At 68.0% G+C, this 22,124-nt stretch carries 17 protein-coding genes and 1 tRNA gene; 12 read left to right on the forward strand and 6 right to left on the reverse strand.

Going from position 1 to position 22,124, the window contains the following annotated elements:
* Positions 1-292: 292 nt before the first annotated feature.
* The 9 genes from iolC (at position 293) to AACX88_RS07580 (ending at position 10,176) form a co-directional block, all read left to right on the forward strand.
* Positions 293-1,360 carry a 5-dehydro-2-deoxygluconokinase gene (gene iolC, locus AACX88_RS07540; protein ID WP_339392421.1) on the forward strand — a complete coding sequence of 356 codons (1,068 nt, stop codon included), beginning with the start codon at positions 293-295 and terminating at the stop codon, positions 1,358-1,360.
* Entirely contained in the window at positions 1,360-2,280 is a 921-nt protein-coding gene (locus tag AACX88_RS07545; protein ID WP_339392422.1) for a class I fructose-bisphosphate aldolase, read from the forward strand. Before iolC ends, AACX88_RS07545 begins: the two co-directional genes overlap by 1 nt.
* A complete protein-coding gene (gene iolB, locus AACX88_RS07550) occupies positions 2,277-3,239 on the forward strand; it encodes a 5-deoxy-glucuronate isomerase (protein WP_339392423.1) in 963 nt (320 codons plus the stop codon). Before AACX88_RS07545 ends, iolB begins: the two co-directional genes overlap by 4 nt.
* Positions 3,236-5,140: a 3D-(3,5/4)-trihydroxycyclohexane-1,2-dione acylhydrolase (decyclizing) gene (gene iolD, locus AACX88_RS07555; RefSeq protein WP_339392424.1), complete on the forward strand. Its 1,905-nt coding sequence runs from the start codon at positions 3,236-3,238 to the stop codon at positions 5,138-5,140. Before iolB ends, iolD begins: the two co-directional genes overlap by 4 nt.
* Positions 5,141-5,169: 29 nt before the next feature.
* Positions 5,170-6,099: a sugar phosphate isomerase/epimerase family protein gene (locus tag AACX88_RS07560; protein WP_339392425.1), complete on the forward strand. Its 930-nt coding sequence runs from the start codon at positions 5,170-5,172 to the stop codon at positions 6,097-6,099.
* A gap of 59 nt (positions 6,100-6,158) precedes the next feature.
* Positions 6,159-7,187: a Gfo/Idh/MocA family protein gene (locus tag AACX88_RS07565; protein ID WP_339392426.1), complete on the forward strand. Its 1,029-nt coding sequence runs from the start codon at positions 6,159-6,161 to the stop codon at positions 7,185-7,187.
* A gap of 10 nt (positions 7,188-7,197) precedes the next feature.
* Positions 7,198-8,082, forward strand: coding sequence for a sugar phosphate isomerase/epimerase family protein (locus AACX88_RS07570; RefSeq protein WP_339392427.1), 885 nt, complete (start codon positions 7,198-7,200; stop codon positions 8,080-8,082).
* A 177-nt stretch (positions 8,083-8,259) separates the two neighbouring features.
* Complete coding sequence (locus AACX88_RS07575; RefSeq protein WP_339392428.1) at positions 8,260-9,675, forward strand: sugar porter family MFS transporter; 1,416 nt, start codon at positions 8,260-8,262, stop codon at positions 9,673-9,675.
* 141 nt (positions 9,676-9,816) lie between these two features.
* Positions 9,817-10,176, forward strand: coding sequence for a universal stress protein (locus AACX88_RS07580; protein ID WP_339392429.1), 360 nt, complete (start codon positions 9,817-9,819; stop codon positions 10,174-10,176).
* Positions 10,177-10,307: 131 nt separating this feature from the next.
* Here the strand turns inward: AACX88_RS07580 and AACX88_RS07585 are convergent.
* Positions 10,308-10,383 (reverse strand) — tRNA-Arg (locus tag AACX88_RS07585).
* A 405-nt stretch (positions 10,384-10,788) separates the two neighbouring features.
* Here AACX88_RS07585 and AACX88_RS07590 point away from each other — a divergent pair.
* Complete coding sequence (locus tag AACX88_RS07590) at positions 10,789-12,621, forward strand: phosphoenolpyruvate carboxykinase (GTP) (protein WP_339392430.1); 1,833 nt, start codon at positions 10,789-10,791, stop codon at positions 12,619-12,621.
* Positions 12,622-13,326: 705 nt separating this feature from the next.
* On the opposite strand, the gene AACX88_RS07595 is transcribed toward AACX88_RS07590, so the two are convergent.
* The 4 genes from AACX88_RS07595 to AACX88_RS07610 all read right to left on the reverse strand — a co-directional run bounded on the left by AACX88_RS07595 (position 13,327) and on the right by AACX88_RS07610 (position 18,161).
* Positions 13,327-13,560: a hypothetical protein gene (locus tag AACX88_RS07595; protein WP_339392431.1), complete on the reverse strand. Its 234-nt coding sequence runs from the start codon at positions 13,558-13,560 to the stop codon at positions 13,327-13,329.
* On the reverse strand, positions 13,557-14,966 hold the full coding sequence (locus tag AACX88_RS07600; protein WP_339392432.1) for an inorganic phosphate transporter: 1,410 nt from the start codon (positions 14,964-14,966) through the stop codon (positions 13,557-13,559). Before AACX88_RS07600 ends, AACX88_RS07595 begins: the two co-directional genes overlap by 4 nt.
* Positions 14,967-15,257: 291 nt before the next feature.
* Entirely contained in the window at positions 15,258-16,652 is a 1,395-nt protein-coding gene (locus tag AACX88_RS07605; RefSeq protein ID WP_339392433.1) for an aspartate aminotransferase family protein, read from the reverse strand.
* Between the two features lie 24 nt (positions 16,653-16,676).
* Positions 16,677-18,161 (reverse strand): CoA-acylating methylmalonate-semialdehyde dehydrogenase, encoded by a 1,485-nt coding sequence (locus tag AACX88_RS07610; protein WP_339392434.1) that lies wholly within the window; start codon positions 18,159-18,161, stop codon positions 16,677-16,679.
* Between the two features lie 115 nt (positions 18,162-18,276).
* Between AACX88_RS07610 and AACX88_RS07615 the strand changes: the two genes are divergently transcribed.
* Positions 18,277-19,959 carry a PucR family transcriptional regulator gene (locus tag AACX88_RS07615; RefSeq protein WP_339392435.1) on the forward strand — a complete coding sequence of 561 codons (1,683 nt, stop codon included), beginning with the start codon at positions 18,277-18,279 and terminating at the stop codon, positions 19,957-19,959.
* Positions 19,960-19,975: 16 nt separating this feature from the next.
* Here the strand turns inward: AACX88_RS07615 and AACX88_RS07620 are convergent, their stop codons facing one another.
* Positions 19,976-21,001, reverse strand: a complete 1,026-nt coding sequence (locus tag AACX88_RS07620) for an Ldh family oxidoreductase (protein ID WP_339392436.1) — start codon at positions 20,999-21,001, stop codon at positions 19,976-19,978.
* Positions 21,002-21,270: 269 nt separating this feature from the next.
* Between AACX88_RS07620 and AACX88_RS07625 the strand changes: the two genes are divergently transcribed.
* Positions 21,271-22,113: a substrate-binding periplasmic protein gene (locus tag AACX88_RS07625; protein ID WP_339392437.1), complete on the forward strand. Its 843-nt coding sequence runs from the start codon at positions 21,271-21,273 to the stop codon at positions 22,111-22,113.
* Positions 22,114-22,124: the final 11 nt, after the last annotated feature.

Consider the following 22,124-nt stretch of genomic DNA (forward strand, 5'->3'; position numbering starts at 1 on the left):
CGCCGACCGCGCGGTTGCGATCCGTACGGTAGGGATCGAACCATGCCATGCGGATGAGAACCGAGCGGTTGGCCGGGGCGCGGGCCGCGAGCTCACTGCAGATTCATTCGACACTGCGGCGCATTCGCAGGCAACCGCGGAGGAGGCTTGTGGAAAGGCCGCAGACTTTCTCGAAAAAGGGGTGACGCAGAGCACGCGGAGTGATATTGTCATGACAAATAGTTTGTCTTGACAAACTCGACACAGACGACGACCACGCGGCAGTGCAGCCGCATGGAGGGAACCGAAGTCCATGACACAGCAGTCCACGACTCAGTCAGCAGCGCCGCAGCCATCGTCGCCCAGCACTTTCGACCTCATCACGATGGGCCGCATCGGCGTCGACATCTACCCGCTCCAGGACGGAGTCGGCCTTGCCGAGGTCGAGACCTTCGGGAAGTACCTCGGCGGATCGGCCTCGAACGTCGCGGTCGCCGCCGCCCGCTACGGACTCGACTCGGCTGTCATCACCGCCGTCGGCGACGATCCCTTCGGGCGCTACCTCCGTGAAGAGCTCACCCGCCTCGGCGTCGACAATCGCTTCACACGCACGAACGGAACACTCAAGACCCCGGTGACGTTCTGCGAGATCTTCCCGCCCGATGACTTCCCGCTCTACTTCTACCGCGACCCGAAGGCCCCGGACCTCGATCTCACGAAGTCCGACCTCGACCTCGACTCGATCCGCGGCGCCCGCATCTTCTGGGCCACCGTCACCGGCCTGAGCGTCGAACCCAGCCGCAGCACCCATCACGCCGCGTGGGCAGCCCGCAGCCGAGCAGAGCACACGATCCTCGACCTCGACTACCGCCCTATGTTCTGGCCCGATCCCGCAACGGCCACCGCCGAGGTCTCGCGTGCCCTCGACCATGTCACCGTGGCGGTGGGCAACCGCGAGGAGTGCGAGATCGCGGTCGGCGAGACCGACCCAGACAGGGCCGCCGACGCCCTGCTCGAGCGGGGGCTCGAACTCGCGATCGTCAAGCAGGGCCCCAAGGGCGTGCTCGCGAAGACCGCCGAAGAACGCGTCGAAGTTCCGCCCTACCCGGTCGACGTCGTCAACGGCCTCGGCGCGGGCGACGGATTCGGCGGTGCACTCTGCTACGGCCTGCTCCAGGGCTGGGACCTCGACTACCTGCTGCGCTTCGCCAACGTCGCCGGCGCCATCGTCGCCACCCGCCGCGAATGCTCGACGGCGATGCCCTCCACCGAGGAGATCACCGCCGTCGTCGGGGTCCCGCCGACCGCTACCGGGAATTCCGCCTCGACCACCCCCTCAGCCCCGGCACCCACCCCCGCACCCGAGCTCAAGGACGCCTGATGCCCTCCCCCATCCTCACCGCCGAGGCGTTCGCCCGCCTCCGCGATGCCCGCTTCGACGATCCTGCCGCCATCTCCGCCGCGTGGTCGGCGCGGTCCCGTCGCCCGATCGGCGGCGCGGACTCTCGCCTCTTCATCGTCGCCGCCGATCACCCCGCGCGGGGCGCGAACAAAGTCGGAGGCGACCGGTTGGCGATGGCTGACCGCGAAGACCTCCTCAACCGGCTGGCCACCGCGCTCTCCCGTCCCGGCGTCGACGGCGTCCTCGGGACCGCGGACATCCTCGACGATCTTGCGTTCCTCGGCTGCCTCGAGGACAAGCTCGCCGTCGGGTCGATGAACCGCGGCGGCCTGGCCGGTTCGACGTTCGAGATCGACGACCGCTTCACCGGGCACACCGCAGCCGGCATGGCCCGCGACGGCATCGACATCGCGAAGACCCTGCTGCGGATCAACCTGGGCGACCCGGCCACCGCCTCGGCGCTCGAAGCCAACGCCCGCGCCGTCAACGACTGCGCGGCGGAGAACATCCCCGTCATGCTCGAACCCTTCCTCAACGAATGGGCCGATGACGGAGTCCGCAACATCCTCACTCCCGAAGCGGTCATCACCTCGATCGGGATCGCGCAGGGACTGGGCACATCCTCGGCGCACACCTGGCTGAAGATCCCGGTCGTCGAGGACATGGACCGCGTCCTCGCGGCCACGACCCTGCCGACGCTGCTCCTCGGCGGCGAGCGCTCGGACGATCCCGAAGCGACGTTCCGCAGCTGGGAGCACGCACTGGCGCTGCCCGGAGTGCGCGGACTCGTCATCGGCCGCTCCATCGTCTACCCCGCCGACGGCGACGTCGGCGCCGCCGTCGACCGGGCGGCCGCACTCGTCCACGGCGTCCACGGCTCCGAGAGGACCTCAGCATGATCAACGACTGGTTCCACCCGCGGGGCACCCTGAGCTCAGGCGTCTTCGAATCCGTCGTCGACGACTCCCTGCCCGGGTGGGCGCACACAGGACTGCTCATCGTCGACCTCACCGGCGACCCCGTCGACCTGCCCGCCGAGGCGGTCGAACGAGTCCTCGTGCCCCTGTCCGGGCCGTCGTTCACCGTCGACTACTCCACCCCCGGAGGCGACGACGGTGCGCAGACGCTCACCGGCAGGCCCTCGGTCTTCCACGGTCCGGCCGACTGCCTCTACCTGCCCACGGGCACCGCCGCGACGGTCACGGGCACCGGTCGCCTCGCCGTCTGTGCCGCCCCGACCGACATTTCGCGCCCTGTCCAGTATCTGCCGGCCGCCGAGGTACCGCTCGAGCTGCGCGGCGCCGGCCGGTCGAGCCGGCAGGTCCACAACTTCGCAACGCCGGCAGGTCTTGACTGTGTGAAGATCATCGCGTGCGAAGTCATCACTCCGTCCGAGAACTGGTCGTCCTATCCCCCGCACAAGCACGACGAAGCGGTGCCCGGATCCGAGACGAGGCTCGAGGAGATCTACTACTTCGAATCCGCCGTCTCTCGCGACCTCGATGCTCCGGAGTCGGCCGATCCCTTCGCTCTGTTCTCCACGTACTCCTCACCGGCGGGCGAGATCGAGACCTCGGCGATCGTGCGCACCGGGGACATCGCGCTCGTCCCGTTCGGCTACCACGGTCCGCTCGCGGCGGCACCCGGGTACGACAACTACTATCTCAACGTCATGGCCGGGCCCGATGCGGACCGCGCCTGGCTCATCACCGACGATCCCGCCCACGGTTGGGTGCGCGAACAATGGGAGGGCCAGGACTTCGACCCGCGACTGCCCTACACCGCCGAGGCGGTCGCCGGGGAGAATCGCACCACTGACCTCGGACCCGCGGCCGAGGATAGAGGAGAGCACCGATGAGCACAACGATGACGGTCGCACAGGCCCTGATGACGTTCCTGACCCGCCAGTACACGGTCGACGGCGACACCCGGTCGCGTACGATCGCCGGCACCTTCGGGATCTTCGGCCACGGCAACGTCGCCGGAATCGGTCAGGCGCTGCGTCAGCTCAGCCACGACGAACCCGGTGCGATGCCCTACCACCAGGCGCGCAACGAACAGGCGATGGTCCACCAGTCCGTCGGCTACGCGCGGATGAATCGACGGCTCTCGACGTTCGCCTCGGCGGCGTCGGTGGGTCCCGGGGCGGCCAACATGCTCACCGGGGCGGCTCTGGCGACATCGAACCGGATGCCTGCACTCCTCTTGCCCTCCGACACGTTCTCCACCCGAGTCGCCGACCCCGTCCTCCAGCAGCTCGAACACCCTCACGACACATCCCTGCAGGTCACCGACGCGTTCCGGCCGCTCTCCCGGTTCTTCGACCGTGTCGACCGGCCCGAGCAGCTCTTCTCGATCGCGCTCGCGGCCATGCGCGTGCTCACCGACCCCGCGGAGACCGGGGCGGTGACGATCGCCCTTCCCGAAGATGTGCAGGCCGAGACCCTCGAGGTCCCAGACGAGTTCCTCACCGAACGCGACTGGCACCTGCGTCGGCCGCTGCCGGAGACCGGCCCGCTCGAGCGGGCGGTTGCGGCGATCCGCGAGTCCCGCACCCCGCTCATCGTCGCCGGAGGCGGGGTGCTCTACTCCCATGCCGAGGACGAGCTGCGGGTCTTCGCCGAGGCGACAGGAATCCCCGTGGCCACGACCCAGGCGGGCGGAGGAGTCCTCAACTGGGACCATCCTCTCAATCTGGGTGGGATCGGGGCGACCGGATCGGCAGCCGCGAACCGGATCGCCGGTGAGGCCGACCTCGTCATCGGCATCGGCACCCGATACAGCGACTTCACGACGGCCAGCCGCACGGTGTTCCAGGACCCGGGCGTCCGCTTCGTCAATCTCAACGTCGCCTCGTTCGACGCGTTCAAGCACGGCAGCCGCCTCCCCCTCGTCGCCGACGCGAGGGAGGGGATCCGCGGACTGCACGACCGCCTCGGCGAGTTCCGGGTGAGCCCGGAGCTGAGTGCGCAGATCGACCGTGAGCGCACGGACTGGTCGGCCGTCGTCGACACGGCCACAGCACCCACCGATGCAGCACTGCCGGGTCAGGCCGAGATCATCGGTGCGGTCAACACTGCCGCAGGCCCGCGCGACGTCGTCATTCAGGCCGCCGGCTCCCTGCCCGGTGATCTGCAGAAGCTCTGGCGCACGAGTGATCCGCTCGGCTACCACGTCGAATACGCGTTCTCGTGCATGGGCTACGAGATCGCCGGCGGCCTCGGCGTCCGGCGCGCGATCGACGCCGCCGGAGACGATCGGGAGGCCATCGTCATGGTCGGCGACGGCTCGTACCTCATGCTCCACACCGAGCTCGTCACCGCCGTCGCCGAGGGCCTCAAGATCATCGTCGTCCTCGTCCAGAACCACGGCTATGCGTCGATCGGTCACCTCTCGGAGACCGTGGGCGCGCCCCGGTTCGGGACGTGGTACCGCACCTACGACGCCGAGGCGACCGACTTCCGCACCGACGAGGTCCTCCCCGTCGATCTCGCCGCCAATGCCCGCTCGTACGGCGTCGACGTCGTCGAGATCGAACCGGGCCCCGACGCGAGCACGCGGCTGGCCGAAGCGGTCGCCGCGGCCAAGGAGTCGGAGACCTCGACGCTCATCCACATCGATTCCGATCCGCTCCTCTACGCGCCCGACGGCGAAGGCTGGTGGGACGTCCCCGTCGCCGAGGTCTCGACGATGGGCGACACCCAGGCCGCCCGCGAGGAGTACAAGATCGCCCTGAAGAAGCAGAGGCCGCTGCTGTGACCGCGACCCCCACACGAAGGACAGCCACCATGACCACCCCGACGGCGGCAACGCAGACGCTTCGCATCGGCACCGCCCCCGACTCGTGGGGCGTGTGGTTCCCCGACCATCCCGGCCAGGTGCCGTGGCAGCGCTTCCTCGACGAGGTCGCCGAGGCCGGCTACACCTGGATCGAGCTCGGCCCCTACGGCTATCTGCCGACCGATCCCGCGCAGCTGCGCGAAGAACTCGACGCACGGGGTCTCAAGCTGTCCGGCGGCACGGTGTTCACCGGGTTCCACAAGACCGACGATCAGTGGTCTCGCGCGTGGGCGCAGGTCGAGAAGATCGCGGCGCTGACCAAGGAGCTCGGCGGCGAGCACATCGTCGTCATTCCCGACCTGTGGCGCTCGGATGCCACGAGCGAAGTCCTCGAAGCCCGCACCCTCGACGGCGACGGCTGGAGGCGACTGGCCGCCGGCCACGACCGCCTCGGGCAGGCTCTTGAGGAGGAGTTCGGCCTTCACCAGCAGTTCCATTCGCATGCGGACTCGCACGTCGGCACCCACTCGGAGGTCGAGCGGTTCCTTGAACTCACCGACGAGGCCTACACGAACCTCTGCCTCGACACCGGGCACTTCTCGTACTACGGCGGGGACAATCTCAAGCTCATCGCGGATCATCCCTCCCGCATCGGCTACCTTCACCTCAAGCAGGTCGACCCGGTGCGGATCTGGGACGTCCTCAAGTCCGATCAGCCCTTCGCCGAGGCGGTCGCCGACGGGATCATGGTCGAACCCGATCGGGGGATCCCGCCGCTCGACCCGATCATCGAGGCCGTCGCCGCCCTCGACCCGAACACCTTCGCGATCGTCGAACAGGACATGTTCGGCTGCAGCGTCGACGCCCCCTACCCCATCGCCGAGAGGACGTTGGCCACGATCCTCGCCTCGACCCCGTCCGCCGCGACCGACCATTGAGCCCGCACCCGTCCACCGAGCCTCCGCCTCGGCGAGCACAGCCATCGAAGGAGACACCAATGCCACTGTCCGATTCCGCCTCCACCTTCCGCGTCGGCGTCGTCGGTGCCGGAATGATGGGTGCCGATCACATCAAGCGACTCACGCAGACGATCAGCGGGGCTGACGTCTCGGCCGTCATCGAACCCGATGCCGAACGCGCGAACGCCGCCTTGGAGAGCACCCGTGACGCCACCGCGTACATGAGGGTCGAAGACGCCCTCGAGGCGGGGGCCGTCGACGGCCTTCTCGTCGCCACCCCGGGCTTCCTCCACGAACCCGTGCTCCTGCCGGCGATCGAGGCCGGCATCCCGACGCTGTGTGAGAAGCCGCTGACCCCGGATCCCGAGTCGTCGCTGCGCGTCCTCGAAGCCGAGCAGGCCGGCGGCCGCAGGCTCATCCAGGTCGGCTTCATGCGGCGCTTCGACCCGGAGTATCGGCAGATGCGGCAGCTCGTCGAGTCCGGGGACAGCGGGGAGCTGCTCCTGTTGCGCTGCGCACACCGCAACCCGCAGGTTCCCGATTCCTACCAGCAGGAATCACTCATCAACGACTCCGTCGTCCACGAGTTCGACATCGTCCCCTGGCTCGCCGGTTCCCCTATCAGGTCCGTCGAGGTGAAGTTCGCCCGCCGCAATCCGCTCACCCCCGAGCGGCTGCGGGAACCGATCCTCGTCCTCATGGAACTCGAGAACGGGGTGCTCGTCGATCTGGAGATGAACGTCAGCATCCAGTTCGGCTATCAGGTGACCACCGAGGCGGTGTTCGACTCCGGGGTCGCCCGCATCGGCGAACCCGCAGGAATGCAGACCTGGCGCTCGGGTCGCTTCTCGATGGGCGAGCACGCCGATTTCACGACGCGCTTCGCCACCGCCTATGACGCCCAAGTGCAGGCATGGGTCGACGCCGCGCGTGCCGGCACGACGACCGGTCCGAGTGCCTGGGACGGGTACCGGGTCGCCGTCGCCTGCGAGGCGGGGGTCGCGTCCTTGGGCGGCGGCGGTCAGCGCACGATCGACATCCCTCCGACCCCGGCGTTCTACGCGTGAGGAGCCCGAGATGAAGATCGCCTACGACCCGACCCCGCTGCACCACTCGCACAATCTGCTCGACTTCGCCGCCGCCACCGCCGACCTCGGGTTCGAGCATATGCAGCTCACCCCGCACCCGGACTTCGCGACGCATTTCCGCTATCCGAAGATGGACCGGGATCTCATTGCGCGGTTCGCCCGCAGCGTGGACGCCGCCGGGATCACGGTGCCGGCCCTGCTGCCGGTGCAGCGGATCGCCTGGCCGGATGAAGCGAAGCGGCAGGCGGCGGTGAAGAACTTCGACCGTGTCATCGAGATCGCCGTCGACCTCGGTGTGGGCACGATCAACACCGAGTTCAGCTGTCGTCCCGAATCCTTCGAGGACTCCGAGGAGTCGTTCTACCGGTCGATGGACGAGTTGCTGCCCCGCATCGAACGCGAGGGGCTCAAGCTCAACTTCGATCCCCACCCCGACGACTTCGTCGAGGACGGCCATGAAGCGTGGCGGGTGCTGCGCGGCCTCGATTCTCAGGCCATCGGATTCGTCTACGTCGCACCCCACACCTTCCACTACGGCGACTGCCTTGAGACCCTTGTTCCCGAACTCGGCGATCGACTGCGCGCCGTCTACATCTCCGACGCCTTCGACCACCGGGCCTCCCACGGACTGCGGTACATCGCGAACCCGCCGACCACCTCGGCGAGGGTGCACCAGCACCTCAAGGTCGGAGACGGGGATGTCGACTTCGACGCCCTCTTCGCGACCCTGGGGACGTCCGGGTTCCTCGACCGGGAGGACGCGCTCATCGTCTCCAACGTCTTCGGGGAGAACGAGAACAACGACACCGTCAGCCGGTACCAGAAGCAGGCGATCGACGATCTCATCGCTGCCCAGCGGGGTGACGCCGACTGACGATTTCCGACAGGGCTGCCTGACGCCTGGCGCCGCCGCCACTCTGCTCCGGCCTCAACCGAGAGGTTCGAAACCGCGGTCGGCGTGCGCTGAAATCGATCGGAAAGCCTCCTTCGACCATCTGAATTGCTTCCATGCACCACGCCTCACCGAGTCATTCAAAGGAGAGTGAACGCCATGAGCGGTCAACAGAAATCCCTCGTGGACCTGCCCCCAGACACCAAAGGTCCGCACACCTCCCGACTGGGGATCATCGCCGTCGTCGCCACCTTCGGCGGTCTGCTGTTCGGCTACGACACCGGTGTCGTCAACGGCGCCCTCGAGCCGCTGACCCAGGACTTCGGCCTGACCCCGCGCACCGAGGGCCTCGTCGTCAGCTTCCTCACGATCGGGGCCGCGTTCGGCGCCGTCATCGGCGGACGACTCTCGGACGCCTTCGGCAGGCGGTCGAACATCCTTCTGCTCGCGATGTTCTTCATCGTCGGCACTCTGGCATGCGCCCTGGCCCCGAACTGGCAGTTCCTCGCCGGTGCCCGCTTCTTCCTCGGCCTCGCAGTCGGTGCCGCATCGACGACCGTCCCCGTCTACCTGGCCGAACTCGCCCCGTTCGAACGACGTGGGTCGCTCGTCACACGCAATGAGGTGATGATCGTCGTCGGTCAGTTCGCCGCTTTCGTCATCAATGCGATCATCTTCAACGTCTGGGGTGAGCACCCCGGAGTGTGGCGCTACATGCTCGCCGTCGCCGTGCTCCCGGCGATCGCCCTGCTCATCGGCATGCTCTTCCTCCCGGAGAGCCCCCGCTGGCTGATCTCCAAGCACCGGGACGACCAGGCATTCGAGGTGCTCAAACAGGTCCGGTCGACCGCGCGCGCCGAGGCGGAGATGAAGGAAGTCGAGCTCCTCGCCGAAGAGGAGGAGAAGTCGAAGACCGGCGGACTCTCCGACCTCGCCTCGAAGTGGGTGCTGCGGCTGGTCATCATCGGCGTCGGCCTCGGGGTCGCGCAGCAGCTCACCGGTATCAACTCGGTCATGTACTACGGCACGCAGCTGCTCACCGACGCCGGGTTCTCCGCGGGCGCCGCGATCATCGCCAACACCTTCAATGGGCTCTTCTCCGTCCTCGGTGTCACGGTCGGCATCATGCTTATCAACAAACTGCCTCGGCGCGTCATGCTCCTGGGCGGATTCACGCTCACGAGCACGTTCCATCTGCTTATCGGGCTCTCTGCCGTCTTCCTCCCGGACGGGCAGTTCAAGGCGTACGCGATCCTCGTCTTCGTCGTCCTCTTCGTCTTCTCGATGCAGGGGACTCTCGGCCCTCTCGTCTGGCTTATGCTCGCCGAGATCTTCCCGCTGAAGATCCGGTCGTTCGCGATGGGCATCTGCGTCTTCGCGCTGTGGATGGCCAATGCCGCCGTCGCTCAGTTCTTCCCCAGCGTCGTCGCCGGAATGGGCATTGCGAACACGTTCTTCATGTTCGCCGGCCTCGGGGTCCTCGCACTCATCTTCATCTACTTCATGGTTCCTGAGACCAGGAACAAGACTCTCGAGGATCTGGAGGAGGAGTTCCGGACGAAGTACGGTCGGTGAACGCTCGCAACTCCTCACCCTTCGGAATTCGACGTCCTCGCAGCTGACACACTTGTACTCGACCCAGTCCGCATCGCGCCGGCGTCCGGTCGCCGCCTCGACCGGACGCCCGCAGCACCGCACCGACACAAAGGAGATGCCATGTCCGTCATGGTTGCAGTTCCCGACAGCGTCCAGGGCGAGGCAGCCCTCGCCGCAGCCGTCGACGAGGCCCGCCTCCTCGACACCGATCTCATCGTCATTCCGCTCGGCGTGCAGTCGAGCTTCGACACCGCCGAGCTCGATGGATCAGGCGTGCCGTACAGCGTCATCGATCGGAAGGGTCGTGGTGATCGTGATCCCGCCGAGGCGGTCCTCGACGAACTCGACGACCGCGACGACGTCGCCCGCCTCGTCATCGGCATGAAGCGCCGGTCCCGCGTGGGCAAAGCGCTCATGGGTTCGGTCAGCCAGCGCCTGCTGCTCGACTCGCCGGTGCCCGTGCTGGCCGTCAAGGCCTGACCGCTCGGCGCTCCGCCGGGCCCGCGCGCCGGCACGGTCGGCGGCGGCTCCCGCGGCGAAGTGGTCAGGAACAACGAAGCAGGTACGACGAAGGCCCCTCACCGGCATTTCTGCTGGTGAGGGGCCTTCCGTGGTGCGCCACGAGGGATTCGAACCCCCAACCTTCTGATCCGTAGTCAGATGCTCTATCCGTTGAGCTAGTGGCGCATGTCGACCGGGCTCTCGCCCTGCAACTCGATCAACTATACACAGGATATTCATCCGAGCTCAAATTCCCCGCCCGTGCCCTTCGCCACAGTTTGGGTACCGGAAGAGCCTCCGGAAGGACCCGGACGGCGGGGCCACGGCCGGGAGGGCAACCTCGGCGAGGTGAATGATCGTCCAATTTTCAAGTAGGTCACGCGACTGCAAAGACACGTCATCAAAATGAAAGGACAGATCATGCAAATGTTGCATTCACGTCACAGGCGCCGACTTTGTGGCCCAATGCACACCGACGGGCGTGCTGAATCGGCGATTTTCGCCGACAGCCTCACCCTACCGTGGAGATGTACCCACCTCTCGACTTCGACTCCCGTCGACGCGAAACCCCGATACACCAGGAGACCACTCATGACAGTCCTCGACCATGACGTCGTCGCTGACCAGCTGAAGAACGCACCCACGAAGAACGAGAAGGTGCTCTCGTTCGTCAGCCGGATCGCCACCCTCACCACGCCCGACGAAATCGTCTGGATCGATGGCTCCGAAGGCCAGAAGGCCCTCATCACCCAGCAGCTCGTCGACGCCGGGACCCTCGTGGCGCTGACCGGCACGAAGGACTCCTTCTACGCGGCGTCGGACCCCGAGGACGTCGCCCGCGTCGAGGACCGAACCTACATCTGCTCGGTCGACGAGAAGGACGCCGGCGCCCTCAACAACTGGGTCGCCCCCGCGGAGATGAAGGAGACGCTGAACGGCCTCTTCGAGGGTTCGATGCGCGGACGCACGATGTATGTCATCCCCTTCGTCATGGGCCTCGCCGAGGCGGATCAGCCGATGTTCGGCATCGAGGTCACCGACTCCCCCTACGTCGTGCTCTCGATGCTCATCATGGCGCGCTCGGGCAAGTACGCCCTCGATGCGATCGATGCCCAGGACGCGGACTTCGTCGAGTGCGTCCACTCGGTCGGCGCCCCGCTCGAGGACGGTCAGGACGACGTCGCCTGGCCGAACAACTCGACCAAGTACATCACCCACTTCCCCGAGGAGCGTTCGATCTGGTCGTTCGGCTCCGGCTACGGCGGCAACGCGCTGCTGGGCAAGAAGTGCTACGCCCTGCGCATCGCCTCGGCGATCGCCCATGACGAAGGCTGGCTGGCCGAGCACATGCTCATCCTCAAGCTGACGAACCCGGAGGGCGAGGTCAAGTACATCGCCGCTGCGTTCCCCTCGGCCTGCGGCAAGACCAACCTCGCCATGATCGAGCCGACGATCCCCGGCTGGAAGGCCGAGACCCTCGGCGACGACATCGCGTGGATGCGCTTCGGCGAGGACGGCCAGCTCTACGCCGTCAACCCTGAGTTCGGCCTCTTCGGCGTCGCGCCGGGCACCGGCTACTCGACCAACCCGACCGCGATGCACGCGATCGAAGCCGGCGGCAACATCTTCACCAATGTGGCGCTCACCGACGACGGCGGCGTGTGGTGGGAGGGCAAGACCGACGAGAAGCCCGCTCACCTCACCGACTGGCGCGGCAATGACTGGACTCCGGACTCGGAGACCCCGGCCGCTCACCCGAACTCGCGCTTCTGCACCCCGATCTCCAACGTTCCGACGCTGGCTCCCGAGTGGCAGAACCCCAACGGTGTGCCGATCTCGGCGATCCTCTTCGGCGGACGCCGCAACACGACGATGCCGCTGGTCACCGAGACCAAGGACTGGAACCACGGCGTGTTCATGGGCTCGGTGCTCTCCTCGGAGACCACCGCCGCCGCGACCGGCGCGGTCGGCGTCGTCCGCCGCGACCCCATGGCGATGCGCCCGTTCATCGGCTACAACGTCGGCGACTACCTCCAGCACTGGCTCAACATCGGCCAGACCGAGGGCGCGCAGCTGCCGAAGATCTTCTACGTCAACTGGTTCCGCCGCGACGACGACAACTCGTTCCTGTGGCCCGGGTTCTCCGAGAACTCGCGCGTGCTCAAGTGGGTCTTCGAGCGCGTGGCCGGCACGGCCGATGCCGCTGAGTCCCCGCTCGGCCTCACCCCGGTCGAGGGCGGCCTCGACACCGAGGGCCTCGACTTCACCGACGAGCAGCTGCGCAAGGCGCTGGCGATCAAGCCCGAGGAGTGGGAGACCGAGCTGGCCTCGATCGAAGAGTGGTACGCCGAGCTCGGCGATTCGGTTCCGGCCGAACTCCGCGCCGAGGTCGACAACCTGCGTGAGCGCCTCGGCCTCGCGTGAGCGCCTCGGCCTCGCGTGAGGTTGGCGCCGCCGACTGAGCGCTTCGTCCTCATCTGAGACGATCGATCCCCCGATCACCGCCGAGGTGGTCGGGGGATCGTCGCATTCACCGGGGGTTTGCGCGGAACGGTGCGACCCGCGTGGCTGGCGTCGCCGGGTCGGCTGGCGCGGCGGCGCAGGCTGGTGCGGCGGCGCAGGCTGGTGCGGCGTGGCGGAGTGGCGGCGGCCGAAGGCAACCACCATGCTCAGCCGCTATTCCTACCCTTCCACGGGTAGGAGAAGAGGCTCCACCGAGGTCGTGCCGAGCTAAGGGTTGTTCGTGAGGCGACAACGATGAATAGACGCTTGACCGGTGGGCGGTTGGTAGACCGGAGGGCCTGCGAGGTGAAGACGCGGCGATGTCGGCCGGCGACTACGCTCGCACGCAGTGGGTCTCACGCACGGTGCCGCACGCAGGTCGTCTGCAAGCGAGAGCGTTCGCGCAAGAGCGTCAGGGGTGCATCGGCGCAGAAGCCACCACCCCGGTGCAGCAGCTATTCATACCCTTGGAAGGGTAGGAAGAGAGGCTTCGCCGAGGTGGTGCTGAGCTGAAGGTGGTGTGTGAGGCCCGTGGTGGTTCGTACGCCTGAGGGTGGTGTGCGCGAACGACCTCGCCGCCCGCGCCATCCTGGCCGCACGGACCTCGCCGCCCGAGGGCCGCCGGGGTCAGCGGCCGCTGAGGGCGGGGACGATGAGGTAGACGCCGAAGAGGACGAGGACGCCGCAGAGTCCGAACACCGCCCAGAAGCCGGCCTTGAGCAGCGGATTGCCATGGCCCTCGGCGACCTGGTCGATGTAGACCGCGCGCATCCGCACGGCCGTCGAGAACAGTCCGATGACGACGAGCGAGGAGAACCAGGTCGCAATCGCGACGATGGCGAACGAGCTCCATTCGATCATTTCGCATCTCCCCTATCAGAGTTGGAGTCCGCTCCAGAGGCAGGGTTCGCATCCGCGGCAGCGTCAGCCGCAACGCGAGCCTCGACAGCATCGCTGCCAGCACCCGCACCACCGTTCCGAGCCCCGTTCGCCGAGGCCCCGCGACGTGCCTGCGCCTTGCGGCTCTTCTTCGCCGCGTCCTTCTGCGCCTGTGCCTCGGTGCGGGCCTCGCGACGAGCCGCCGCGCGCTTGCGGTTGCGATCCTGGCGCAGTTTGCGCTTGCGGCCGCGGATGTTGACCGCCTCGCCGACGGTGTCGAGGTTCGAGATCTCCGCCTGCTTCTCCTGCCGCGAGCTGAGGTAGATCCACAGCACGGCGGCGATGGCGATCGCAGTGTCGAGGAGGACGCCGAAGAGGCCGAGGTACGCGACACCCGCGGCGGCCGCTCCGACGATGCCGGCGGCAGGGATCGTCAGCAGCCAGCCCGAGGCGATGCGGCCTGCCGTCGACCACTTGACGTCGGCGCCCTTGCGCCCGAGTCCCGAACCGAGCACCGACCCCGAGGCCACCTGCGTCGTCGAGAGCGCGAACCCGAGGTGGGAGGAGGCGAGGATCGCCGCTGCAGTCGAGGTCTCTGCGGACAGACCCTGGGCGGGCTTGACGGTGGTGAGCTTGGTGCCGAGCGTGTCGATGATGCGCCAGCCGCCCACGTAGGTGCCGAAGGCGATCGCGAAGGCACAGGTGACGATGACCCACAGCTGCGGTCCGGTGTCGGTGGCCTGCAGGTTCGCGGAGATGAGGACGAGGGTGATGACGCCCATCGTCTTCTGCGCGTCGTTCGTGCCATGCGCGAGCGCCACGAGCGAGGAGCTGAAGATCTGCCCGTACTTGAACGGCGCCCGATGCGCGGTCTGCCCGTCGCCGTTGCGGCGCGTGATGTAGTAGGCCAGCCGCGTGCACAGGTAGGCGCTGATGCCGGCGATGAGCGGCGCCGCGAGCGCCGGGATGACGACCTTGGACAGGAACACCCCGAAGTCGACGGAGTTGATGCCCGCGCCCACGATGGCCGCGCCGATGAGGCCGCCGAAGAGCGCATGCGAGGACGAGGACGGCAGTCCGAACCGCCACGTCGCCATGTTCCAGATGATCGCGCCGATGAGGCCGGCGAGGATGAACTCGGGAGTGATCTGGACGCCGCCGTCGCCGCCCTCCTTGATGATGCCGCCGGAGATCGTCTTCGCCACCTCGGTGGAGAGGAACGCGCCGATGAGGTTGAGCACGGCGGCCAAGGTGACGGCGGCCTTCGGCTTGATCGCGCCGGTGGCGATCGGTGTCGCCATGGCGTTGGCCGTATCGTGGAAGCCGTTGGTGAAGTCGAAGAAGAGTGCCAGTGCGACGACGAGCACGACGACGAAGATGATTTCCACTCAGCGACCTTGAATGTAGACACAACGGGGACCGGGGAATGATCGCGCTGCCGGACAGCGCCCTCAAACACGTGCGAGTCTACCGCCTACGACCCCGAAGCTTCACACAGCCTTCAGGCCCCGGCCACCCCATTCACCTTGCGTTCATCTCCCAACTGGGCAAACAACGGCAGGTGTCGTAAGGATGTATCAGCTCTCACATCCCGCCGAGGCGGCCGTCGGGTTCCCGGCGACCGCCTCGGCGAGGTGGATCCGAACGTCCGCACCCCGCGCACGAACCGCTTGCGACACTCAGTCCACGAAACCGTCCGCGACGCTCAGCGCCCGGTCGAGCGCCTCGAGGCCGCGGCGGACGTCGGCGTCGGCGGTGTTGAGCGGCGGGACGATGTGGATGCGATTGAAGTTCGCGAACGGGAGCACCCCGTCGGCTTTGAAGGCCGCGATCACCGCGTTCATCTCCGGCGAACTGCCGCCGTACGCGGCCAGCGGCTCCTTCGTCTCCCGGTTGCGGACGAGCTCGACGGCCCAGAAGCAGCCCATCCCGCGCACGTCCCCGACGGACGGGTGCCGCTGAGCGAGCTCGCGCAGGGTCGGACCGATCACCTCGGCGCCGAGGCGGTCGGCGTTCTCCACCATCCCCTCCTCGCGCATCGCCCCGATCGTCGCGACGGCCGCCGCGCACGCGAGAGGATGCCCGGAGTACGTCAGGCCGCCGGGATAGGCGCGGTCACGGAAGGTCTCGAAGATCGCCTGCGAGATCGCAACCCCGCCGAGCGGCACATACCCCGAGTTCACGCCCTTGGCGAAGGTGATGAGGTCAGGGGTGACCTCCCACCGGTCGACGGCGAACCAGCGGCCTGTGCGGCCGAAGCCGGCCATGACCTCGTCGGCGATGTAGACGATGCCGTAGCGGGCGGTGAGCTCCCGCACGCCCTCGAGGTAGCCGGCGGGCGGGCCGTAGATGCCGGCGGTGCCGGGCACCGTCTCGAGGATCAGGGCCGCGATGTTCGCCGGGCCCTCGAGGACGATGAGGTCTTCGAGGTGGCGCAGCGCCCGCTCGGTCTCCTCCGCCTCGGTGGTCGCACCGAAGTACGAGCGGTACTGGTAGGCGGGCATGAAGTGGACGACGCCCTCGGCGGAGTAGTCGTTGGGGAACCGGCGGGGATCCCCGGTGACGTTGACGGCGAGCTGGGTGCCGCCGTGGTAGCTGCGGTACGCCGAGAGCACCTTAGTCCGCCCCGTGTGGAGCCGGGCCATGCGGATCGCGTGTTCGTTCGCGTCCGCCCCGCCGTTGGTGAAGAACACGTGGTCGAGATCGCCGGGAGCGAGCTCGGCGATGAGCCGGGCCGCCTCCGAGCGCGCGTCGTTGACGTGCTGCGGCGCGATCGTGCACAGCCGGCCGGCCTGTTCCTGGATCGCCGCGACCACGGCAGGGTGCTGGTGGCCGATGTTCGTGTTCACCAGCTGCGAGGAGAAGTCGAGGTACCTGCGGCCCTCACCGTCCCAGACGTACGAGCCCTCGGCCGCGACGACCGTCATCGGGTCGAAGGGTCCCTGCGCCTGCCATGAATGGAAGACGTGGGCAAGGTCGAGCTCATGCGCCCGACGGCCGGCCGCCAGCTGATCCTCGGTGGGTACCTGTGCGTGGGGCGCGGCAGAAGCTGCCGGATCGATCGTCGTCGTCATCGTCGTGTCCTTTCGCCGAGGCGGTCAGTCGTTCGTGGGGAAGCCGAGGTTGAGGCCGCCGTGGCTGGGGTCGAGCCACCGGGAGGTGACGACTTTGCCGCGGGTGAAGAAGTGCACGCCCTCGTCGCCGTAGGCATGGGTGTCGCCGAAGAGCGAGTTCTTCCACCCGCCGAACGAGTAGTAGCCGACGGGCACGGGGATCGGCACGTTGACTCCGACCATGCCGACCTCGACCTCCCGTTCGAAGCGGCGGGCGGCGCCGCCGTCGTTGGTGAAGATCGCCGTGCCGTTGCCGTAGGGGTTGGCGTTGATGAGCTCGAGGCCCTCGTCGTAGCCGGGGACGCGGACGACGGAGAGGACGGGGCCGAAGATCTCGTCGGTGTAGATCGACATCTCCGGGGTCACCCGGTCGAAGAGCGTCGGATTGAGGAAGAACCCGTCGGCGGGAACGTCCTCGCGGCCGTCGAGGACGACGGTGGCCCCCGCCTCGGCGCCGGCGTCGATGTATCCGGCGACCTTGTCGCGGTGGGCGGCGGTGACGAGCGGTCCCATGTCCGGTTCGGTGGCGCCGTCGCCGACCCGCAGGGTGCGGGTGCGCTCGGCGATCTTGGCCACGAGCTCCTCGGCGATCGACTCGACGGCGACGACGACGGAGATCGCCATGCACCGCTCCCCGGCCGCACCGTAGCCGGCGTTGACCGCGGCATCGGCAGCGAGGTCGAGGTCGGCGTCGGGGAGGACGAGCATGTGGTTCTTCGCCCCGCCGAGCGCCTGCACGCGCTTGCCCGCGGCGGTGCCGGTCTCGTAGACGTACTTCGCGATCGGGGTCGAGCCGACGAAGGACACCGAGGCGACGTCCGGGCTGGTCAGCAGCGTGTCCACGGATTCCTTGTCGCCGTGGACGACGTTGAAGACACCGTCGGGCAGACCGGCCTCCTGCCACAGCGCGGCCAGCCAGTTCGCCGCGCTCGGGTCCTTCTCGCTGGGCTTGAGGACGACGGTGTTGCCCGCGGCGATCGCGACGGGGAAGAACCACATCGGGACCATGGCCGGGAAGTTGAAGGGCGAGATGATCGCGGCCACCCCGAGCGGCTGCCGCAGCGAGTGGACGTCGACGGTCGTCGAGACGTTCTCGGAGAAACCACCCTTGAGGGCGCCTGCGATGCCGCACGCGAATTCGACGACCTCGAGCCCGCGGGCGATCTCGCCGAGGGCGTCGGAGAGCACCTTGCCGTGCTCGGCGGTGATGATCTCGGCGAGTTCCTGCTTGCGGGCGTTGAGCAGCTCCCGGAACGCGAAGAGGATCGCGGTGCGCCTGGCCAGCGAGGTGTCGCGCCAGCCGGGGAACGCCTCGGCGGCCGCCCGGATCCCCGCTTCCGCGGTCGCCCGGTCCGCGAGCGCGACCTGTCCGGAGACGATCCCGGTGGCAGGGTTCATCACCTCGCCGAGGCGGGTGTCGGGTCCGGTGGGGGCGATCTGTCCGTTGATCCAGTGGGAGATGACGGCCATGAGGTGTCCTTCTGCGTCGATGACGGGGTCTGTCCGGTTCCATCGTCGCGCTGACCGCGCAGGCGCGACAGTGTCAGAGTGTCATCGAATGGCCACCGAGTATTACACTGTGTCAATGGGCGCAGAGACAGCGAGGGTCGGCGGGGGCACTGCTCAGCACCCAGAGCGCACGGCCGGGCACACCGCCGACCCAACCGAGCACGGCCCAAGCGAGCACGGCCCGGGCCTGACCGTCTCCGCTGTGCTCGACCTCGAGGAGATCCGCGCCGGAGCGCCGACCGTCGTCTCCGGGGCCGACGGCCTCGATCGCACCATCCGCTGGGTGCACATCGCCGATTCCGAGCATGTCGAGCAGTTCCTCGAGGGCGGCGAGCTCGTGCTCACGACCGCGCAGACCTTCCGGACCGCGGCCGCGATGTCGGTCTTCCTCGATGAGCTCGACTCGGCCGGCGCCGCCGGTGCGGTGGTCGAGCTCGTCGGCGAGCGCGGGGAGTCGGATGAGGCCGCCGCCGAGGTGCTGCGCCGGGCTGCGGCCGGCCGGGACCTTCCCGTCATCGTCCTCTCCCGGCGGATCAAGTTCGTCCGCATCACCGAGCACGCGCATCGTCGGCTGCTGAGCGAGCAGCTCGGTCGGCTCGAGCGTGCGCAGGAGATCCACGAGGCGTTCACGCAGCTCAGCCTCGAGCGTGCTGAGGTCGGCACGATCGTCGCCCGGACTGCCGAACTCCTCGGCGCATCAGTCGTCCTCGAGGACGTGACCCATCGGGTGCTCGCGTATGCCGGTCCCGGCGCCGAGGCGGTCGTTGCGGACTGGCTCTCGCTCGTTGCCGAGACCGATGCCTATGCGAGTCGGGACTGGGCGCAGATCCCGGTGGGCCTGCAGGCCAGGCGGTGGGGTCGCCTCGTCGTTGCGGGCATTCCCGCGGCCGGGGCCGAGGTCGACCAGATCATCGAACGCGCGAGCCAGGCGCTCACCCTGACTCGCATGGCCGAGACCGACGAACGCGATCTCCTCATCCAGGCGCAGAGCGGTTTCGTCCGCGAACTCATGGATGCCGGCTCCGAGGACGAGTCGCAGGCTCGAGCGCGGGCCCGCTCGCTCGGCTTCGATCCGCCGGCCGGGGCGCGACTCGTGCCCGCCGTCATCCGCCTCGACCGGGACCCCGGAACCGATCCGACCCGGATGCAGCTGTGGGAGCGTGCGCTCATCCAGGAGGCCACGGCCGCCGCGAGCCGTGCGGGGGCGGCGACGTTGGCGACCGGAATGCAGTCGGGATCGTTCGGGCTCATCCTCGCCCTGCCCGGGCGGGGAGATGAGGCGAAGGCGCTCGAACGGATCTTCACCGGCATCGACGACCTCGGATCGACGTGGGCCGTGGGCGTCGGGCGGACCAGCCCGTCGCTTGTCACCGCCGTCTCCCGGCTCGACTCCGCCGCTCAGGTCGCCGAGGTGGCCTCGACCCTCGAGGTCCGGGAACGGGTCTTCTACCGTTCGGCCGATGTGCGGCTGCGCGGTCTCCTCGCCGTCCTCGGTGAGGACCCGCGGCTGCGGGCATTCGCCGAAGGTGAGCTCGGTCCGCTGCTCGAATCCGAGGACGAGCAGCTGCTCGATCTCCTCGACCTCGTCCTCGCCCACGGCGGGAACAAGTCCGCGGTCGCCCGCGCCGGGTTCCTCTCCCGGCCGGCCCTCTACGCGCGGCTGGCCCGACTCGAGGACCGCCTCGGCGTCTCCCTCGACGATGCGGAATCGCGCACCGCCCTGCACGTCGCGCTGCTTTGGCGGCGGCTCAACCGGTGAACGACGAAGCCCCTGCTCACTCTCGGCCCAGCAGCTCCCGGATCACGTCGGTGACGGGAATTCCCAAGGCGGCGGCCGCGGCACGGTTGGCGTAGCGGCGGTCGGCGGGCAGCCGGGACATGCCCGCGTCGCGGAGCATATCGGCAAACGCCCGGATCCGGCTCGGGTAGGCCTCGTTGCCGCCGCGGGACGGATCGATGACGATGTAGAGCTGTCCGGTGCGGAAGGTGTGCGCTCCCTCGGGCGCCTCGGCGTCGACTTCGTACGTGAAGCTGCCACCGGTCAGGCCCGCGGCGAGGGTTTCGATCATGAGCGAGAGCAGGGCGCCTTTGTGCCCGCCGAAGGGCCTCAGCCCGCCGCCGTCGAGGATCGCGCGCGGGTCCTGCGTCTCCGCTCCCTCGGCGTCGACTCCGGTGTGCGGAGGAACCTGGTCGCCCTCGGCGGCTGCGAGCTGCAGGTCTCCGTGAGACATCGATGAGGTGGAGAAGTCGAAGACAAGCGGATCGGCCCCGTCGACGGGGGTGGCGAAGCCGAAGGGGTTGGTGCTGAAGACGGCACGGTCCGCGCCCACGGGCACGACGGCGAGCTTCCCGCTTGCGATCATCGCGATCGCCGCATACCCGTCTCGCGCGAAGCCTTCGAGCTCGGGCCACAGAGCACTGAAGTGATGGGTGTCGCGCAGCGCCACGACGGCGACTCCTGTCTCGGTGAGCGCCTCGGCGATGAGCGGCCCCGCTGCGGCGAGCGCGGGTTGGGCGAACCCGCCCATCCCGTCGACCCTGATGTACGACGGCCCGACGGATTCGACCTCGGGCACCGCCCGGCCGTCGGCCCAGCCGCGGGTGAGCGAGTCGAGGTAGCCGCGGACGCGGAACACCCCGTGGCTGAGTGTTCCGTCGCGCTCGCACGACGCGCAGTTGAGTGCCAGTATCCGGGACACATCCTCGCTCGCTCCGGCCTCGCGCAGACGGTCCACGATCGCCTCCGCGAGGTCCTCGAACGGGATCCGATCCGGCGCCTGCCCCACGTCGCCGCTGGTCATCGCGGTCTCCTTCCGTCGATCGACGATCGCTCAACAATTGTCATACAACTGATCGCACTCCGCTGGGCGACGATGCCGCGCAACAGTTCTGCTTCGAATTTCATTCAATGTGTCGCACATCACATCGTTTCGCTATATGGTCGATTGTATGACATGCGCCTCGGGGTGCGGTCACTTCGCGCACCTGCCGAGAGGTCTGCGAAGGGGTCTGCCGAGGGCGCGTGTCCCAGCCTCGACGACGGAGTCGGGCACGACGAAAAGAGACCAGGATGTCCAAGACAAGTCAGATCATCATCGCCATCGTCGCAGTCATCGTGCTCGCTCTTGTGGGCGGCTGGTTCGGGGCCGGATTCCGCTCCGGCGGTGCCGCCGGCGGCACCGAGAACGGCGCCTGGATCCAGAAGATCAAGAGTCAGGGCGAACTGCGGGTCGGCATCGCCTCGGCGCCGCCGATGACCGGGGAACAGCCCGACGGCACCATGGGCGGACCCAATGTGCTGCCGCTGCAGAACCTCGCCGATGAGATGGGCGTGAAGTTCACCCCCGTCGCCGCCGAATGGTCGAAGATGGTCTCGGGTCTCCAAGCCGACCGCTTCGACGTCGGCGCCTACCTCGACGCGACGACGGAGCGCTCCCTGGCGATCCAGTTCACCGACCCCGTCTACACCTATGAAGGCGTGTGGATCGTCAAGGCCGATTCCGGACTGAAGTCGACCGACGACATCATCAAATCCGGCAAGCCCGTCGCCGTCGCTTCGGGAACCTCCTACGAACGCCGTGTCCAGGAATTCAACATCGACATGGTCAGCGCCGAGGCGATCCCGCAGTCGATCACGGCCATGGAGGCCGGGCGCGCCGTCGCCGCCTTCGGAGACCTGCCGACGCTCGCCGACGCCGCGCAGAAGAACAAGTCGCTCAAGATCGTCCGCCCCAATCCGGTGATCTTCAAGAGCGACTCGAACTACGGGGTGAGCCCCGACATCGACGCACGGTCGCTGCAGGTGCTCAACATCGCGATCCAGAACGCGAAGAACGACGGTTCGTTCCAGGCGGCCCTCGACAAGGCCGGAGTCGTCGATCCTGCCGACCTCGGCGACCTCGAGATGAAGTGATCGACGAGGAG

The sequence above is a fragment of the Brevibacterium metallidurans genome (assembly GCF_037101285.1).
Classification (GTDB): Bacteria; Actinomycetota; Actinomycetes; order Actinomycetales; family Brevibacteriaceae; genus Brevibacterium; species Brevibacterium metallidurans.